The organism is Paenibacillus sp. FSL F4-0125 (assembly GCF_038008565.1).
Classification (GTDB): domain Bacteria; phylum Bacillota; class Bacilli; order Paenibacillales; family Paenibacillaceae; genus Paenibacillus_AQ.
On record NZ_JBBOZJ010000001.1, the window covers coordinates 1,593,605 to 1,612,707 of the forward strand.

Sequence of the window (19,103 nt, forward strand, 5' to 3'; positions counted from 1 at the left end):
TCACAATAGTGGCCCTTTCTTTTTGTTGTGGAACAAACAAACGGAAAGGACGAATTATGAAAAATAAGAAAAATTCGCTCGGTGTAAGGCTTATTCAACTGTTTGCTGCTATAACGATTCCGCTTCTTTCCGTTCTTTTTGCAGGGGGATACTATGCCAAGGAAAATGTATTGGCTCAGGTATCCAGATCCTATCAGAATTTGGTCAACTCCAATCTGAAAATGATGGAGAGAAGTCTCGAGGATATAACTATTAATCTGGTAGATATTGTTGATCATGACGAGAATTTCCTTCAATTCAACCGTCCGGGGCTGAAAGATTCCGATTATTATTTTGCCCGTATGGGAATTATGCAAAGAAATCAAGCCTATCAGGCCTATTATCATAGCGTGGATATGTTCTATCTGTACTCCGGCGTCAATGATATGTTGACATTATCCAATGTATTAGGGAACACGGAGGAATATATGGATGAAATCAGAGCCTGGATCACGGGCAAGGTTCACAATGAAGATAAAATGGAACCACTCCGGTACAAATGGACAATAGTTAATATAGCCGGGGATTACTATATAAACCGGACAGTCGGTAATAACCTGAGCAATCCCAGTTATATCGGCGCGCTCATCCGAATCGATTCTATGCGCTCACCGCTGGGCAATCTGAACCTGCAATCAGGCGGTGATGTGCTTATTGTGGATAATGAAGGAAATATCTTAACCAGTTCTTCGAAATCGATGGGCTACGACTTCAAGCTGCCACACGAGAAGATGAATCAGAATTCTTCATTTTCTTATATGCATGATGGCCGGAAATGGTTAGTTGTGTCTAGCCAGTCATCCACCCTGGGGATCAATCTATCTGTGGTAATCCCCGATTCCGAGCTACTCCAGGGCTTGAATACATTCCAAATGATTATTAATGTACTGCCCTTCTTTATTTTGATCATTTTACTGGTTTACTTATATTATTTTCGCCGTATAGTCATTCGTCCGATTCTGGATTTGTTGGGCGGCATTCACCGCATCAGAAAAGGGTCTATGGAAGCCCAGCTTCCTTCTTCTAACTTGTTAGAGTTTCAAGCGCTGAATCAGGCCTTCAATACCATGGTTGTAGAAATACAAAATCTGAAAATTGACGTGTATGAGGAACGGCTAAATGCTCAAAAAGCGGAAATGAAGCATTTGCAAATGCAAATTAATCCTCACTTTTTTCTAAATACGCTCAATATCATTTTCCAACTCGCCGATCTGAAACGCTTTGAATTAGTAAAAAAGACAGTACGGCATCTGGTGCAGTATTTCCGATTCATGCTTCAGGTAAAGGATAACAGCATTACTTTGGAACAGGAGCTTGATCATCTCCGCAATTATCTTGAAATTCAAAAGATGCGATACCAGCAGTCTTTTGATTTTCAAATCACAATAGATGAAGACATTATCCTCGCTTCTATACCGTCCTTGATTGTACAGCCCTTTGTAGAAAATGCCATGCTTCATGGCATAAGTTTGAAAGCAGAAACATTCTATCTGGAAATTTGTGCAGTCAAGTCAGAAGAGAACACCGATACAATGATTATTGAAATCTCGGATAACGGAAGAGGTAGTACTCAACAAAAACTACAAGAGCTGAATTCACCTGATTATAGGCCAGAAACTGATGACGGCCACATTGGTATCTGGAATGTGAAACAAAGATTGGCTATGCGCTATCAGGGCAAAGCCAACATTCACTTCAGTGAAAATGAGCCGTCCGGATTCCGTGTGCGGCTTAGCCTGCCCATTGAATATATGGAAGGAGAATGATGAGAGATGCGTTTATTGATTGTAGATGATGAACAGTTCGCTGTGGAGGGGCTTCTCTACTGCTGCGAATGGAAAGCGTATGGGATTGAAGAGGTCTTGACGGCGAATAGAGCCGACAAGGCCAGGGAGATTATGAATGAACACAGAATAGAATTGCTGATTTGCGATATTGAAATGCCGGATGAAGATGGGCTTTCACTGGTTGGCTGGGTGAGGGAATATTCTCCCTGGACGGAATCGATATTTCTGACCTGTCATTCCGAATTTTCCTACGCCAAGAAAGCCGTTAACCTCGGGAGTTTTGATTATTTGCTGAAGCCTGTTGACACAGATGAGCTGTTGTCTGTCGTATCAGGTATGATAGCAGCCAACCGTGAGAAGGAAGAGTATGCGTCCTACAATCAAATGTATCATAAGTATCTAAATTTATGGCAAAAAGAAAAGCCGAAGCGTGTGGAACGTTTCTGGCAGGATTTGTTGTCCCGCAGTATCCTGTCTTTTGGGGATTTTGTTGACCGGGAGCTGGCGGAGGCTGGCGTGGGGTTAAATTCTGACGATCTGGTGCTTCCTATTCTGATCAGTATTGAGGAGTGGTCTAAACCGCTCAGTCCGCGGGATCAGGAAATCATGGAATATGCCGTGAAGAAAGCGGCGGAGGAATTTTTTACAGAAGAGCATCAAGGGGAGGCCGTCACAGACAAAAACGGGGTTTTGTTCATTCTGCTGTATGCCAAAGGCGCGATGGGAGAACAGGCGACTAGGAAGCTCAGAATTCAGCAGCTCACGGACATAGGTAAACGTTTTATCAAAGCTTGCCGGGAGCTGTTCTACAGCATCGTAACCTGCTATGTCGGCTCATTCAAACCCCTTCAAGAGCTGCCGGGAATGTGCGAAAGCTTAAAAATCATGGAGCGTGACAATATTTCTCGCACACAATCGGTGCTTTTATACATGCCACAGGACCAGATGTTATTATCACCTAATTCGGATGATATCCTGCTCAATGATTTGATCTCTTATATGCTGAATGGCAAGCGTGAGTCCGCTGTGCAGTTTATTCATAATCTGACAGAGAAACTGGAAGCCAATCCTTGCTTTCAGGGAAGAAATCTAGACGCCTTGCATCAGGATACCTTGCAGATTATATATCACTTCTTGCAGGTAAGAGGAATCAATGCGGGAAGCATAGTCCTGTTTACAGACTGGACAACCGCCCGCATACGGGGACTGCTTCAGTACAGGCATTGGGCAGAAGGGATTGTATCGGCGGTCATGGAGGCGGAATTCGAGCGGCAGGAAAAGGGCGGTGTAATTGAGCGGTCCATTCGCTACATCCAGCAGAATATAGAGGAAGAGATCTCCAGGGTCAGCGTCGCTGATTATGTTGGATTGAACCCGGCGTATCTCTCCAGACTGTTCAAAAAAGAGACCGGCCAGAACCTCATTGATTTCCTGATCTCAGTGAAGATGAACCGCACCCGCGAGCTTTTGGATACCACGGATATGTCGGTAAGCGCGATAGCGCAGCAGGTAGGATACAGTAATTTTTCACATTTCACCAAAATGTTCCGCAAGCAGTTCGACGTCAATCCTCAGGAATATCGCAAAGTCACAAAACGATTAGACTGAGGTTATAAAAACGGCAGAGCAGTTGTTGGCATCTCCTTATAATAAAGCCATAACCCAATAAGAAGGTGTGGAACTATGGCTTCGGAAAAAGCAACACTGACACAATCTGGCATCTCGCAGCGCAACTCAAAATGGAAAATCATATGGAAGTACAGAGCCTTGATCGTTCTGGCACTGCCAGGTGTGCTGTTGATGCTGATCAATAACTATCTGCCCATGTTCGGTATTTTCTTGGCTTTCAAGGACTTGAATTATACGGCAGGGATATGGGGAAGCAAATGGATCGGACTGGACAACTTTAAGTTTCTGTTTGCTTCAAACGATGCTTGGCTGATCATTAGGAATACATTGCTGTACAACATTAGCTTTTTGCTTATCAATACGATATTGGCAGTGATGCTGGCCCTTCTCCTCAACGAGGTCAAGAATAAATTTGCCTCTAAATTCTTTCAGAGCACAGTGATCCTGCCTAACTTTATTTCCATGGTCATTGTCGGCTACATCGTTTATGGATTTTTAAATCCGGAACTGGGGTTCATCAATAAATTTATTCTGGAGCCCTTCGGGATAGATCCTAGAAACTGGTATGCGGAAGCGCAGCATTGGCCTTATATTTTGACCATTGTCAACACCTGGAAGGGTGTGGGCTACTCGGCCGTAGTTTACCTCGCAGCCATTGTCGGGATAGACTCTGAATATTATGAAGCAGCCGTCATTGATGGAGCCAGCCGCTGGAAGCAAATGACGAAAATTACGATTCCGCTGATTGCTCCGATCATTATCATCATGACATTGCTGGCGATTGGCCGGATTTTCAACGCCGATTTCGGTCTGTTCTATCAGGCAACCATGGCATCCGGGATGATCAAAGAGACAACTGATGTTATCGATACCTATGTATACAGGGCGTTAATGGTTACCGGCGATACGGGACTCGCCTCCTCGGCAGGGCTGCTGCAGTCTGTTGTTGGTTTTACACTTGTCATTACCGTCAACCTGATTGTCCGTAAATTCAGCAAAGAAAATGCTTTGTTCTAAAAGGAGAAAACCATGGAAAAAAAACGAACTAATCCCTTTATCATTATTTTCCTGTCTTTGTTTAGCCTTGCCTGCTTGATCCCGTTTTGGCTTGTATTCATGATCTCGGTTGCTGATGAAGACTGGGTAACTGTTAATGGATACAGCTTCTGGCCCGGCAAATTCAGTCTTGTCGCTTATCAGTATTTGTTTGAAGATGCCGAAAAAATATTGCGGGCTTATGGCGTTTCTGCCTCGGTAACGTTGATTGGTGTTGTCATCAGTTTGTTTGTGACTTCGGCAATGGCCTATGCGCTGTCGCGGAAAGAGTTTCCGCTCAGGGGGGCGCTGAGCTTCTACATCCTGATTACGATGTTGTTCTCGGGAGGCTTGCTGCCCTGGTATCTTATCTACACCCGGTTCTTGCATGTTCAGGATACGTTGATGGCCCTTATTATTCCGGGTTTGATCGGCGGCTTCAACGTTATCATCATGCGGACATTCTTCACGAACAGTATACCGCCTTCACTGATTGATTCTTCCCAGATAGATGGTGCAGGTGAATTCCGGACATACTTCAGCATTATTCTGCCGCTGTCCTTGCCTGTAATGGCTACAATTGGACTATTCACCACCGTATCCTACTGGAACGACTGGTTTACAAGCCTGGTCTTCATCCAGAATGAGAAACTGTTCTCTCTGCAATATCTATTGACCAAAACCTTAATGAACGCTTCGTTCCTGCAGACGATTGCGAATAAGGCTTATAGTTCCACCGCACAGGTCACAACACCGCTGGAATCCATTCGGATGGCGATGGCGATGATTGCAATCGGACCGTTGGTGCTGGTATTCCCTTTCCTGCAGAAGTATTTCGTAAAAGGTCTTACCGTAGGCGCTGTGAAAGGCTGATCCCAGCATAATGCTGGATTAGTATATGCAAGTAAAGGATTTAAAGAAAAACAGAAGTATTCCAGGGAGGTCTACTATTTATGAAGTGGTTGAAAAAGAGTTCTGTTGTACTGACATCGTTGGTGCTGACTTCAGTTGTGGCAACCGGCTGTGGCGGAAATAATGCTGCGAATTCTCCGGCGGGCACAGCTCAGCCGGAGGGGACGGCCAGCTCCGAATTGAAGCCTTACGAAGTCGTAATGGTATTCCCCGATGCGCCTCAGAATGACAATCAGCTGGTACAGGATGCAATGAATGATTATCTGAAAAAAACATATCCGGAAATGAACATGACGGTCAAACTGAATCCCATCGACTGGGGCGCATGGAGCGATAAAACAAACCTGATGATGGCCTCCGGAGATAAAATGGATCTGCTGTTTACAGCGGATTGGCTCGGATTCCAGCAACAGGTGACAAAGGGCGGCTTGCTGCCGCTTGATGATTTGCTCGCCAAATACGGCCCGGATATCGAAGCTGTTGAGAAGGATTATCATGATCCGGCTAAACGCGGCGGCAAGCTGTACGGTATCCATACCCACCAAGAGCTGGGCGGCACACAAGGAGTTTATTTGAACAAAGAGTTGGTGGACAAATACAACTTTGATCTCAGTGTCTTGAAGTCCGGAAAGGTCGAAGATCTGGAACCGATGCTGCAGACAATCAAGGAGAACGAACCGGGGATTACGCCTTTGGTAGCGCCAAGCTTTCCGCTTGAAGCTTACTATTCATCTACGAATCTAGATTCCATTGCAAGCATTGCGGTTATTAACACCGTGGGAACAGCAAAAGATGACTATACTGTAATCAACTCGTTCACTACTCCACGTTATATGGAGCTTGCCAAGCTGACCAACAAATGGTACAAGGCGGGGTATATTAACAAGGACGCACTGACACCAGGTCTGGATGCCTGGAAAAAAATTCAAGCGGGTAAAGGATTTGCATTTGTTACTGACATGGATATTATCGCTGATATGGAGATTGGCAAAGCTGCCGTTTCACCGAATGGTTCGATTAAAGCGGGCCGCGAGATGCTGCAGATTCCGCTCAATATTGACCGTCTGCAGACCGGTAAAATGACGGCAACCATGTATGCGATTTCAAAAAGCTCTGAAGATCCGGAACGCGCCATGATGCTGCTTAATCTTTTCTATAAGGACAAGGAGCTTCTGACCCTTTTCAACTTCGGTATTGAAGGAACACATTATGTGCTTAAAGACGGACAAATTGCGCTGCCGGAAGGCAAAACTACAGAAAATGTCGGCTACTACCATGATATTATGTGGCAAGTGGGCAATCAAATGCTTAACTATACACGTGTAGGCGAAGACCCGAATAAATACCAGAACTATGAGAAATTCAACGAACAGATTACCGCAAACCCTTCGCGGATTTTTGGATTTATCTTTGATCCGGAGCCGGTCAAAAATGAACTAATCTCGATCGACAACGCAAATAAAACCTTTGTTGACGGGTTGAAGTCCGGCCAACTCGATCCGGAAGAAGCTCTTCCTAAGATGCTGGAAAAACAAAAAGCAGCGGGATCAGACAAAGTAATTGCGGAAGCGCAAAAGCAGTTGGATGCTTGGCTGGCTGAAAACGGCAAGAAATAAGCAGAGTGTGATCAATAATTTCATTTGTTAAACGGATCTGACGGACAAAAGGGGCATAATGCGTTAGTTATGCCCCTTTTGATTGTAATGGATCATACAGCGAAGAGGAGTGGAGTATTCATATGGAATATTCGATGCTGACTTATATAGATATGTATCCCGATCAAGCCCAGTACAAATCCGGCCAAGCAGGCAGTATTATAGTCGAGCTGGAGACCCAAGAGGATAGGGTTCTGGAACTGGTTGTTGAGTTCTACAAATTAGAAAAGCAGGTTGCTGAAGAAACATTTGAGATCAGCCTGGAAAAAGGATTGAGAAAAATTGCGCGCATTCCCCTGTTCACTGAAGATACCGAGTGGGCTGGGTACGGGGTCAAGGCTACAGTTTTTTACGATAAATTTGCAGTGTCAACAGCTTATACTTCGTACGATATTGCCGATCATTGGAGTCGGGCGCCTCGGTATGGATTCTTAAGCGATTTTCGCAAGGAAGAATCCGAAGAATTACGTGACGTCGAAAGTATGAACAAATTCCATTTGAATGTTATACAGTTCTATGATTGGATGTACCGACATGATGATCTTGTACCGCATCAAGATGAATTTCTCGATCCGATGGGTCGAATGATGTCCTATAAAGTTGTTCGTGAAAAATTGGCAGCCTTGCACGATAAAGGGATGGCGGCCTTGGCCTATGGCGCTGTATACGCGAGCCTTAAGGATTTTTTACAAGCACGGCCGGAATGGGGGCTTTATAATCGCCAAGGTGAGCCGTTTCAATTAATAGACTTATTTTATATTATGGACATTACACCAGGGTCCCCTTGGACTGATCATATTGTTGAACAATTCCGTCAAGCAGTAAAGGTAGGATTTGATGGAATTCATATGGATCAATACGGTTTTCCAAAGAAAGGGATACGTAGGGTCGAAGGAAGGGAAGAATTGGTTGATCTGGCGGAATGTTATCCGGCGCTTATTGATCGAACCAGCGCGGCAGTGAAGGAAATAAAAGCAGAGGCTGGGGTCATATTCAATAATGTGGGTAATTACCCCATTAGCAAAACGGCATCTTCAGATCAGGAAGCACTTTATATTGAAGTATGGCCGCCAATAGTCCGATTGCGTGAGCTTAAAGGACTTATCGATAATGCAAGATCATTGGATAAAGACAAGCCGATTATCCTCTCCGCTTATCTTCCCTCTTTTTACCCGAAAGCTGGACATGACAAGGAATGGGCTGAGAACGGGGCGCTACTAACGATGGCATCTATATTTGCTAGTGGTGGATATCATCTCTTATTAGGTGAGGATAATGGAATGCTGACGATGCCTTACTATCCCGATTATGCAGTGATGCGGCCTGAATTTGTCGTTGAGGTGAGACGCTACTATGATTTCATAGTGCGGTTTGGTACTTTGATACACAATCCGCAATTGGAAGATGTGTCTTACACCTATACAGCAGGGGTTAATACCGAAATCACCTTCGAAGGCAGAGTGCCATTTGCACCGAATGGAGATATTGGCTCCGTATGGACCATCATTAAACGGATGCAAGGTTATCACATCTTACAGCTAATTAACCTTGTTGGCCTTGAGGATGATTATTGGGAGCATGGCAAGAAAAAGCGTCCTGAACCTCAAGATGGAGTTGTCTGCACATTGCTGATTGAACAGCCGATTGAGTGCATCTTCACAGCCAGCCCTGATGATCATAACCAAGAAGTATGTTTTTTGGATTATGAAATTGTACCTCATGGACAAGGGCTAGCTGCCAGATTTACTCTACCGTCTTTGGAGGTTTGGTCCATGGTTGTAGTGAAATTAAGCGAATAGGAGTGCGTGATATGAATAATACAAGATGGTGGCAGACAGCTGTTATATATCAGATTTATCCTAGAAGTTTTCAAGACACGAACGGGGATGGAATCGGCGATCTCAGGGGAATTATCAACAGACTTGACTATCTCAAGCAACTCGGCATAACTGCAATATGGCTTAGTCCTGTATACAAATCACCCAATGACGATAACGGCTATGATATCAGCGACTACCAGGATATTATGACCGAATTCGGAACCATGGAGGATATGGATGATTTAATCGAAAGAGCCAAGCTACATAACATTCGAATTATTATGGATTTGGTTGTTAATCACACCTCCGATGAGCATCCCTGGTTCGTTGAAGCAAGTAAGGGAAAGGACAATCCATATAGAGATTATTATATCTGGCGGGATCCTGTAGATGGCGGCGTTCCCAATTCCCTGCGTTCGACATTTAGCGGATCAGCTTGGGAATTCGACGAAGCGAGCGGTCAATATTATTTGCACTTGTTCAGCCGCAGACAGCCTGATTTGAACTGGGAGAACAGTAAAGTCCGGCAAGAGGTATGGGACATGATGAATTTCTGGCTGGATAAAGGCGTTGGCGGATTCCGCATGGATGTGATTGATCTGGTCGGGAAAATACCGGATCAGGAAATTACAGGAAATGGTCCGAAGCTTCATGAATATTTACAAGAAATGAACCGGGAGACATTCGGAAAGCATGATGTTCTGACTGTAGGAGAGACTTGGGGAGCGACTCCAGAGGTGGCGAAGCTATACTCCAATCCGGACCGTAACGAGCTGTCGATGGTATTCCAATTTGAACATATTGGTCTGGATCAGCAGGATTGGGGAGAAAAGTGGGATCTAAAGCCCTTGGCTGTAAGCGAATTAAAACGGGTACTGGCGAAATGGCAAACTGAATTGGGAAACGAGGGCTGGAACAGTCTGTTCTGGAACAATCATGATTTGCCGAGAATTGTGTCCCGTTGGGGAGACGACAAGCAATATCGAGTAGAGAGCGCAAAGATGTTCGCGATTCTTCTACATTTGATGAAGGGTACACCTTACATTTATCAAGGTGAAGAGCTCGGGATGACCAATTATCCGATTCAGGATATCAGCGAAGCGCAAGATATTGAGACCATTAATATGTACCATGAACGGATTGCCCAAGGCTACAGTAAAGAAGATATTATTAATTCCATTAATGTGAAGGGAAGAGATAATGGCCGAACCCCGATTCAGTGGGATTGTAGTCCTAACGGAGGATTTACAACAGGAGAGCCATGGTTACATGTGAATCCAAATTATACGGAAATTAATATGGAAGCAAATCTGAAGAATCCAGATTCAGTTTTTCACTGCTACCGTAAATTGATTGAACTAAGGAAGAATAACCCAATCGTTGTATGGGGTGACTTTGAACTAGTGGCGGGCGTGCCGGATCAAGTATTTATGTATCTCCGCAGGTATGAAGAACAGACTTGGTTAATAGCGGCCAATTTTAGTGGAGAAATAACGAAGCTGGAATTACCAGAGCTGGGGCCGGTCAAAGAAATGATTATTTGCAATTATTCTAGAGATAACATGGAATTTAAGCAACTACAATTACAGCCTTATGAGGCATTTGCTGTCAAACTCGCGTAGGTTAACTTGCCCGGTTTAGGTTATTGGTATTGCTGCCTTCATAATTAAATTCTTCTATATATAGAAGAATTTCGTTAATAGCATGAAACAGAGGTGGAAGATTTTTTTTGAGAAAGGATAGGGTGGTGAAATTGGCAAAGCTGAGAATTGGTGTAATTGGTTTAGGTGGAATAGCAGACATGCATATTTCCGGTCTGTTGGCGAATGAAGAGGCGATCCTATGGGCGATTTGTGATTGCAAGGAAGAGGTACTAGCGAGAAGGGGAGAACAATTTAATATCCCGGAAGCACGAAGATATTTGAATTACAAAGAAATGTTATCGGACCCAGAACTTGAAGCAGTGACGATCGCTACGCCGAATTATAACCATTTTGAAATAGCCTGTGAGGCAATCAAGCATCGTAAGCCGTTTGCCCTAGAGAAGCCGGTGACTCTCGATGTACAGGAAGCTGCCGCGTTGCGTGATCTGCTGGCTGAGGCTCATCTACCGCATATGATTTGTTTCAGTTATCGGTACAAATCGGCAGTAAGATATGCGAAATGGTTAATCAATCAGGGCAAAATAGGAGAGATCAAGCATGTCTACGGTCAGTATTTACAAGGCTGGGGGCTTAACGAGCGGCTTCCGCTAGTCTGGAGATTCAGAAAGAAGCTGTCCGGTTCAGGCGCGCTTGGAGATTTAGGTTCGCATTTGCTCGACCTTCAACGTTTTCTTGTGGGCAATGTAGAACGGGTGATGGCAGATGCCGATACGATTATCAAGGATCGCACCCTACTTGAAGGCGATGGCATGGGCGAGGTGGATGTTGATGATTTCTGTCATGTGCTGGCTCGGCTTGAAGGGGGAGCCTCGTCCACGATGGCCATTTCGAGATTCGCATTCGGGCGGGGAAACTTTCAGCAAGTGGAAATTTTCGGCGATCGGGGAGCGATTCTTTATAACCTGGAAGAAGAGGATGTACTATATGTTAAGTCTTCTGAGGATGGCGGCGAGGTCTTCATAAAAGTAGATATTCCTGAAGAATTTCATGTGGATCAAATGACATCTTTTATTAATCTGGTTAATGGACAGGGCGACGGATGCGACGCCAATATGGAAGACGGATATATAAACCAACATGCCATTGATTCAATTATTGTCTCATTAACTGAACAACGGTGGATTTCAATATAACGGGGAGGGCATATCATGTCTAAAATCAAAATTACAGTATGGAACGAGTACCGCCATGAAAGACACAACGAAGAAGTTAAAGCTATATATCCAGATGGTATTCATATGGCACTTGCCAACTATTTGAACACACAAGAAGATATGGAAGCAAAAACAGCGGTTCTGGATGATCCCGAACACGGATTAACTGATGAGGTGCTAGAACAAACAGATGTATTGTTATGGTGGGGGCATTTAGCCCATGATGAGGTTAGTGACGAAATTGTGGAAAAGGTACGTCAAAAGGTGCTAAATGGCATGGGATTAATCGTTCTCCACTCTGGACATAACTCCAAAATATTTCAATCTTTAATGGGTACCAATACTGGTGCTCTGAAATGGCGTGATGAAGGTGAGAAGGAGCGAATCTGGGTCATTGAGCCGGGACACCCGATTGCCAAGGGCCTTGGAGAGTATATTGAAATTAACAAGGAAGAAATGTATGGTGAACGTTTTGAGATTCCGGCGCCGGATGAGCTTATTTTTATTTCCTGGTTCGAAGGCGGAGAGGTGTTCCGTAGCGGATGCTGCTACAAGCGAGGACAAGGCAATATCTTTTACTTCAGACCAGGGCATGAGACTTTCCCGGTATACCACCAGCCTGAGGTACTTCAAGTCATTAGTAACAGCATTCGTTGGGCGGCAAAAGATGAACTTCCTAAAGTTTCTTACGGACGTGTAGCCCCGTTGGAACTTATTCCTTAAAGCGTGAACAATGGTCACCATATCATGATTATTTTGTGTCAAGACTTTGCTCTCCCTTGATAAGGAGGGCGAGTCGTTTGTTATTGAGATTAAGGGCTCAGAGGATGCAAACGTTTATTTTATAGTTAAATGCATTCGCAAGAAGGAGGAAAGTGTCATTACTCCAACAATTAAAGATGTGGCTAAGGCAGCCAATGTTTCAGTATGTACAGTATCAAGGGTTATTCATAATCTAGAAGGTTACTCTCATAATACTAAGCTCAATGTACTTCAGGCTCTGGAAGAACTGGGTTATTATCCTAACGGAATAGCTAGAGGACTCATTAATAAACAAACAAGAACTTTAGGAGTGCTTTTCCCCAGCGTAGCAAGTGATTTTTTTTGTGGTATTCTTCATGGGATTGAAAAGGCTGCCTATGATAAGGATTATATGGTCATTGTTTGCAATACTGGTGAGGATGGCAAAAGAACAAAAAACTGTCTGGAGATGCTCCAGGAAAAACAAGTGGACGGAGTAATATTTACAAGCGAAGTTTTGAAGGATGAATATTATCTTCAATTACGACAGAAGAAAACTCCCTTAGTGCTCGTCAATGCATATTCTTCAAAGTACACCATCCCTTTTGTAAAAGTAGATGATAAACTTGCTGCCTATCAAGCTACTTCCTATTTAATCAATAAAGGGCACTATAATATTGCTATGATTGCTGGAACGCCATCTGATATGATAGCGGGAATTCCTCGTGTGGAAGGTTACCGGCAAGCGCTCGAGGAACAAGGATTTATATTTAACGAGGCCAGAATAGCTTACGGAGATTTTCATATGGAAAGTGGCCGTGTGGCTATGGAAAAACTATTGAGTGAAGCCCCGCCGTTTACTGCAGTATTTGCAGCTAGTGATGAAATGGCAATTGGAGCCATGGGAAAGGCCTTTGAGAAAGGGTTGAAAATACCAGAGGATCTTTCTATGATTGGCTACGATGATTTGATGTTATCAAAAATTATATCTCCTCCCTTAACGACAGTACATCAATCGTTGGATCAAATGGGGCGATTGGCGGTGGAAAAGTTATTATCTCTGATAGAGAAACCTCTGGAATTACCAAACAGCACTCTCATGAATCATTATATTGTTGAGCGGGAAACAGTGCGTACAATAATTTGATTTTTATATTATTTATTGGGTAAACGTTTACATTCATTTCAGAGACATTCAGACGATGTGACATAAAGTTGTTTTCTAAATATAAATCTCGTCAAAATATAGTTTTTTATACTACGGTTGATCTAATTGCTGACGGAAAGACACTTGCTTCATAAACAATATAGAAGTAGGACTGGGCAATGTGTCCTACTCTAAATAAATCACAAGATGGAGGAAATATAATGGTGAACAAGAAGAAGCCTTACATTGCATTACTCACACTTATCCTTTCGGCGCAGTTAGCACTCCCTCTGTCTGCGGGTCCGCTGGGACCATCAACGGTGCATGCAGACAATGAGAGTGGGAGCACATTAAGCAATCAGTCAATTTTGAAAGCGATTACATACCTTGGGGTCAGTAAAGCTCGTTATTCCCCAGGTGAAGAGGCCGAACTTATCCTCAAATTGAAGGATGACGAACAGTGGCAGGGAAAGCTGAACGTTGAGATCTACAACCTGAATACGCTGATCGCCAAAGGGAGTAAACCGATTACCGTCTTGAAAGGACAAGGTGACTTGTCGATTAAATGGAAGACCCCTGATGATGATTTTACCGGTTATCTGGTAAAAGCGTGGGTAAGCGGAGCAGCTGATCATGATTATGTTACGGCGGCTATAGATGTTTCAAGTGACTGGAAGAGATACCCGAGATACGGGTACACAAGTGAATTCAGCAGTGAGACTGCAGCGCAGAGTGATGCCAAACTAAAACAGTTGTCACAAGATTATTATCTTAATGGTTATCAATTTTATGACTGGATGTGGAGACACGATGTGTCCGTTTACTCCAAAACTGATGCAGATGGTAAACCGCTAAAGGACAGTGAAGGAAATTTTGTCGATGAGGAGATCAACGCTGATACTCATTATCTGGATCTGTTAAACCGGGAATTGTATCCGCTTACGATTAAACAGCAGGTAGAGGCTGCCCAGAAATACGGCTCAGCGGCAATGGCTTATGAGATGAACTATGCGGCTCGGGAAAATTATGAAGACTATGGCGTTAGTCCGGAGTGGGGGCTTTATGGCAGTGAAAATATTGATAAAACCAATCCGCAGCAGAGCCAAAACGGTTATCACTTCGATTTCAACGGTAAAGAAACAGCCCTCTATCTTCAGGATCCTGGGAATGTAGAGTGGCAGAATTATATTACCAAACAGTTTGACCGTGCTGTAAATGTCTTTGGATTTGACGGCATCCATCTGGACCAATGGGGAGCCAATGATAATAGTCATCTCTATGATTACAATGGAAATAAACGCTATTATTCCCTGGATTATGACAAGCTGATAAACTCGGTTAAAAAATCACTGGTAGAAAATAATCCGGCAAAAAGTGATGTCACATTCAACATGGTGGGAGGGAATTTAGATTACAGTGCTGTGCCAGATCCGGATACAAAGACAGACTTTGATTACAGCGAAATATGGCATGACCGTAATCAGTACAGTGATCTTCAGAAGGTAGTGGAGGATACACGGGCGAAAAACGGCGGCAAGGCAATGGTAATTGCGGGTTATATGAATATGAAAGAGGCTACAGGTGTGAAAACACGTGGAACGGAAGCCGAGGATGTTCCTGCTGCTGTAAATTATCAATCCCGGATCTCCAAAGTTCAGGACAGCTGGGTAGGGAATTTCGGTCGCAAGGATACGGATGCGGTTACATTTACGGTTAATGCGCCTGCCACCGGTATGTATAAGCTTCTTCTCCATTATGGACAGGGTAACGACTCAGGTTACCCTGAAGGAAAGCTTACTGTTAACAATGAAATTGCGGCTGCTGCAATTCCATTCAGTGCTAACACCGGTTGGGGGAATCCTTCGGCGACAGCCGAAGTGACGGCAACGCTGAAGGAAGGTAACAATACGGTTAAGCTTACACTGAATACGAACAGTTTGTGGCTTAATCTGCATAGTCTCGAGGTACAAGGACAAGACATTAAGCAATCTTACGATGCAGTGGATGCAAAACTCGATACCGTAAAGGTGGACCAGTACAGCCATGTTTACTATTTTGATACCAAAAATGATTATGTGACATTCCATGTACAGGTTCCTACTGAGGGTAACTACCCGCTCGGATTTAGTTACGCTTCCGATTGGCAGGAAGTCAGCCGTACACTCATGGTCAACAATTTATCCCAAGGCGAAGTTTCTTTCCTTGGACAGGGAGACTGGACAAAGTTTGCCCGCAAGGAGAATATGGCAAGCGTCTATCTGAATGCAGGCGTCAACACGATTACACTGAAGGCTCCCAAAGATGACTTGGGTATTAAGTTACGCTATATGACCCTTAATGGACAGCGATATGAAGCAGCTGAAGCTGAACTGCCGCAGACCAACAGCGTTACTTTCACGGAGAGCAAAACTGACAATTTCGGCCAAAGCGGCCAGACGGTAACATACTCGGTGTATGCCGAACAGCAGCTGAACACGTTGACGGTTATGTACCATGGAGGCAACAGTCCGGTTATGTCGGTGCTTGTTGATGGAGAGCCTGCTCCGGATGCCCAGAATATAACTTTTGCTAAGACGCCGGGAGAATGGGATGGTCCTATGCAAGCAAAAGAGTTGTTCGTAAACATTCCGCCCGGGAAGCACAAGATTACACTGAAGATGGAATCCTCCGGAAAGTATATTAATGTTGGCGGGATTGTCGCCGGTGATTATGAATACAGTACAGGCGACGCAGAAATGAAGAATGGTGTAGTTGCGGTTGTCGGTTATGTCTCGGAGTTCAACAATGAGAATGACCGGATTGTATTCAATGTAAATACGGTTGAAGCTGGACTGTATACACTCGGTTGGGTCTATCAAAATAATGGAGCAGCAACAGTCAGCCGCAGCGTGTATTCAGGCGATCCTGCAGGAACTTTGGCATCTTTTGCACCAACGTCAGGCAGCCAATGGGGGGAAACAGTCCAAACCGGAATTTCCCTGGTTCAAGGGTGGAATCAGATTGTGATTCAAATGACGGAAGGGACAGACAGCGGTATCAAAGTGGACAAACTGAAAGTAACCGGTGATGGGCAGGAAGCAATAACCAGAATGTACGAAGCGGAATCCACTCAGGAGAAAAATGATTCGGCCTTCTTCCTTTATAAGGATACGGTACTCAACTTCAACGAGGTAGGGCAGCAGGTTACTTATCCGGTATCCATTCCTCAATCGGGAGAACAAAGCCTGATCTTTACGTACTCCAATGCCGGAGAGTATACAAACCGTTCCCTTTATATTGATGGAGTACGGGCGAAGGACAGCAATGGCAATGATCTTGATGTTGCATTTAACGGCACAGGCAGTCTGGACGATTATTCTGAAGAGGCCTATGTGATTGTACCGTATATGGAAGAAGGCAACCACAAGATCACGCTGAAAATGGAAGAGGATGACACTCCAGGCATGATCCGGCTCCGAGGTGTGACTACAGGCTATTTCAACGAGCCGTCCGTTCGGTTAATGGACGCTGCGCTCTCAGTTATGGGGGCAACTCATATTGAACTCGGGACGGCCGATCATATCGCTGAAGGGCCCAATATGCTTGCCAACGAGTATTATCCGAACCGTAGTAAAAAGATGAATCAGAGCACCAAGACAATAATGAAGGATTATTACAAATTCTTTGCCGCATATGAAAATCTCTTGTATGACAGCCAGGCAGTCAATGATAGAGAGATTGCTGTCAAAGATGCCGCGGGACAGCAGGTCGAGCTGAGCCGAGACGGTTCAGAAAATACGCTATGGTACACCGTTCGATCTGACAATAAGAACGAGCGTTATCAATCCTATGATGTAGTCCATCTGGTGAACCTGCTGAACAATGACTCTAACTGGAGAAACTCAGCCAATGAGCCGGATGTGCAGCACAATTTGCAAGTGACTTTTCCGGTTCGACTATCTGCTCAAGATGCTTCTGGACTCAAGGTTTTTGCGGCAACCCCTGATCAAAACGGGGGAACGATGCAGGAATTGGATTACACTTGGGATGGAGATCAGATTGTGTTGAATGTTCCAAGCGTCGAATACTGGACGATGCTTGTGGTGGATTATCAACCGCGGCAGTCAGAGGCTCAGAAGCTGTTCACAGATACAGGGAACGAACCTTCACCAACGCCAACAAATCCGGCAAAGCCAGGAACTTCTGCAGATGTAGCGCCGGTAGCGACTGCGGTGCAGATGGGTGAAACACGGATGATCACCGAGCAGGAGCTGAAATCCGCTCAAGGAGAAACTGTTAATATTGTGTTGAATGAGCAGGTCAAATCCATACTACTACCGCTAAATGCTGGAGAATTAATTGGCTCACGCAATTTGGTCATCCAAACAGATGGACTCTCAATGGTTTGGAAGGCAGACAAGCTGAAGGAGATTGCCGCGGCAGATTCTAGCGGTAAGGGGGCTTATCTTGAGCTGAGAATAGGCAATGCGGGGGCTCCGTCTAACGGTGTTTTGAGCCCTTCTCAAGAGTATACTCTGAAAAGCAAGGTGTACACACTCGTGTTAGGAATCAAAGATAAAAACGGAAAAAGCTTAGCGACGCCGGGATTAAGTCTGCAAGCAACTGTGAAACTAGAGGTAACGAATGCTAAGCTTAAGGGGAAGTTGTTGGGGCTCTACATCAAAGAACAGGGAGATGGGCTATACCGTTACGCAGGGGGAGTATTTGATTCTTCTGCCGGCACCCTGCAGGCCCAACTGAACAATCAAGGTGAGTTCGCTGTTTATGAGAGGTTGAAGACATTCTCCGATGTACCTAGTACCCATTGGGCTTACGAAGCAATATCTTCACTGGTGGCCAAACACGTCGTTACTGGCAGGACAGCGAATCATTATTCTCCATCCGTAAGCATTACACGGGCGGAAGTTACAGTTATGCTGGTGCGTGCGCTGGGTCTTCAGACTAGCGGAGACAAGGCTGTATTTGCAGACGTGCCTGACTCCTCGTGGTACGCGGCGGAGTTATCAGCCGCTTACAGCAACGGACTAATTCATGGTCGGACAGCGGAGAAATTCTCACCTGATGCACCTGTCACACGCCAGGAATTGGCGGTCTTGCTTTTACGGGCGTATCAATATGCCGGAGGACAGGCTGCAGGCAATATTACTGCTGAGTATTCTGATGCTTCAGATATTGCTGAATGGGCTCGGCTGGCGGTACGTCTCGCAACTTCATCTGGATTGTTTGTAGGAAATACAGACGGTCAGTTTTCTCCTCTGAACCCAAGCACCCGTGCAGAGATTGCACAAGCAATTGATCGGATGCTGAATCTGATAAACCGATAGATTCTATTAATTTAAAGAAGCGGCGGAAATTTGCCGCTTCTTTTTTACTAGCTGTTCTGTTCAAAGATTTATTTACTTGTGGTCGCTTTTTACTATCCCTCAGGTCATACGGACAAGGTATGGAGTATCATATTGCTGCTGAAAATTCAGCTTTAGGAGGCTGCTTTGAAGAAAAAATGCTTGAATTGCAGGCACC

The 19,103-nt window shown here is 44.6% G+C and carries 11 protein-coding genes; all 11 read left to right on the top strand.

The window, feature by feature from the left end; translation table 11 throughout:
• The first annotated feature begins 56 nt into the window (after positions 1 to 56).
• The 11 genes from NST74_RS07100 to NST74_RS07150 all read left to right on the top strand — a co-directional run bounded on the left by NST74_RS07100 (position 57) and on the right by NST74_RS07150 (position 18,907).
• Complete coding sequence (locus tag NST74_RS07100) at positions 57 to 1,805, top strand: sensor histidine kinase (RefSeq protein ID WP_076099585.1); 1,749 nt, start codon at positions 57 to 59, stop codon at positions 1,803 to 1,805.
• 6 nt (positions 1,806 to 1,811) lie between these two features.
• The gene (locus NST74_RS07105; protein ID WP_042125252.1) at positions 1,812 to 3,434 is read left to right on the top strand and encodes a response regulator transcription factor; all 1,623 of its coding nucleotides are present in this window, start codon (positions 1,812 to 1,814) and stop codon (positions 3,432 to 3,434) included.
• A gap of 75 nt (positions 3,435 to 3,509) precedes the next feature.
• Positions 3,510 to 4,472, top strand: a complete 963-nt coding sequence (locus NST74_RS07110) for an ABC transporter permease (protein ID WP_076273963.1) — start codon at positions 3,510 to 3,512, stop codon at positions 4,470 to 4,472.
• Between the two features lie 12 nt (positions 4,473 to 4,484).
• Positions 4,485 to 5,363, top strand: coding sequence for a carbohydrate ABC transporter permease (locus NST74_RS07115; RefSeq protein WP_042125254.1), 879 nt, complete (start codon positions 4,485 to 4,487; stop codon positions 5,361 to 5,363).
• An 80-nt stretch (positions 5,364 to 5,443) separates the two neighbouring features.
• Positions 5,444 to 7,018 (top strand): ABC transporter substrate-binding protein, encoded by a 1,575-nt coding sequence (locus NST74_RS07120; protein WP_042125256.1) that lies wholly within the window; start codon positions 5,444 to 5,446, stop codon positions 7,016 to 7,018.
• Positions 7,019 to 7,140: 122 nt separating this feature from the next.
• Positions 7,141 to 8,856 (top strand): glycoside hydrolase family 66 protein, encoded by a 1,716-nt coding sequence (locus NST74_RS07125; RefSeq protein WP_081382503.1) that lies wholly within the window; start codon positions 7,141 to 7,143, stop codon positions 8,854 to 8,856.
• Positions 8,857 to 8,867: 11 nt separating this feature from the next.
• The gene (locus NST74_RS07130) at positions 8,868 to 10,499 is read left to right on the top strand and encodes a glycoside hydrolase family 13 protein (protein ID WP_076099583.1); all 1,632 of its coding nucleotides are present in this window, start codon (positions 8,868 to 8,870) and stop codon (positions 10,497 to 10,499) included.
• Positions 10,500 to 10,606: 107 nt separating this feature from the next.
• Positions 10,607 to 11,674 carry a Gfo/Idh/MocA family protein gene (locus NST74_RS07135; RefSeq protein ID WP_256717860.1) on the top strand — a complete coding sequence of 356 codons (1,068 nt, stop codon included), beginning with the start codon at positions 10,607 to 10,609 and terminating at the stop codon, positions 11,672 to 11,674.
• A gap of 15 nt (positions 11,675 to 11,689) precedes the next feature.
• Positions 11,690 to 12,418, top strand: a complete 729-nt coding sequence (locus NST74_RS07140; RefSeq protein WP_042125259.1) for a ThuA domain-containing protein — start codon at positions 11,690 to 11,692, stop codon at positions 12,416 to 12,418.
• Positions 12,419 to 12,596: 178 nt separating this feature from the next.
• Positions 12,597 to 13,583 carry a LacI family DNA-binding transcriptional regulator gene (locus NST74_RS07145; protein ID WP_341111158.1) on the top strand — a complete coding sequence of 329 codons (987 nt, stop codon included), beginning with the start codon at positions 12,597 to 12,599 and terminating at the stop codon, positions 13,581 to 13,583.
• 221 nt (positions 13,584 to 13,804) lie between these two features.
• A complete protein-coding gene (locus NST74_RS07150) occupies positions 13,805 to 18,907 on the top strand; it encodes a glycoside hydrolase family 66 protein (RefSeq protein ID WP_341111159.1) in 5,103 nt (1,700 codons plus the stop codon).
• Positions 18,908 to 19,103 lie beyond the last annotated feature (196 nt).

What these genes read in the sequence shown, in the direction of transcription:
- NST74_RS07115 (WP_042125254.1), top strand. Translation starts at nt 4,485, where the DNA reads ATGGAAAAAAAACGAACTAATCCCTTTATCATTATTTTCCTGTCTTTG.
- NST74_RS07140 (WP_042125259.1), top strand. Translation starts at nt 11,690, where the DNA reads ATGTCTAAAATCAAAATTACAGTATGGAACGAGTACCGCCATGAAAGA.
- NST74_RS07100 (WP_076099585.1), top strand. Translation starts at nt 57, where the DNA reads ATGAAAAATAAGAAAAATTCGCTCGGTGTAAGGCTTATTCAACTGTTT.
- NST74_RS07150 (WP_341111159.1), top strand. Translation starts at nt 13,805, where the DNA reads ATGGTGAACAAGAAGAAGCCTTACATTGCATTACTCACACTTATCCTT.
- NST74_RS07120 (WP_042125256.1), top strand. Translation starts at nt 5,444, where the DNA reads ATGAAGTGGTTGAAAAAGAGTTCTGTTGTACTGACATCGTTGGTGCTG.
- NST74_RS07110 (WP_076273963.1), top strand. Translation starts at nt 3,510, where the DNA reads ATGGCTTCGGAAAAAGCAACACTGACACAATCTGGCATCTCGCAGCGC.
- NST74_RS07105 (WP_042125252.1), top strand. Translation starts at nt 1,812, where the DNA reads ATGCGTTTATTGATTGTAGATGATGAACAGTTCGCTGTGGAGGGGCTT.
- NST74_RS07130 (WP_076099583.1), top strand. Translation starts at nt 8,868, where the DNA reads ATGAATAATACAAGATGGTGGCAGACAGCTGTTATATATCAGATTTAT.
- NST74_RS07125 (WP_081382503.1), top strand. Translation starts at nt 7,141, where the DNA reads ATGGAATATTCGATGCTGACTTATATAGATATGTATCCCGATCAAGCC.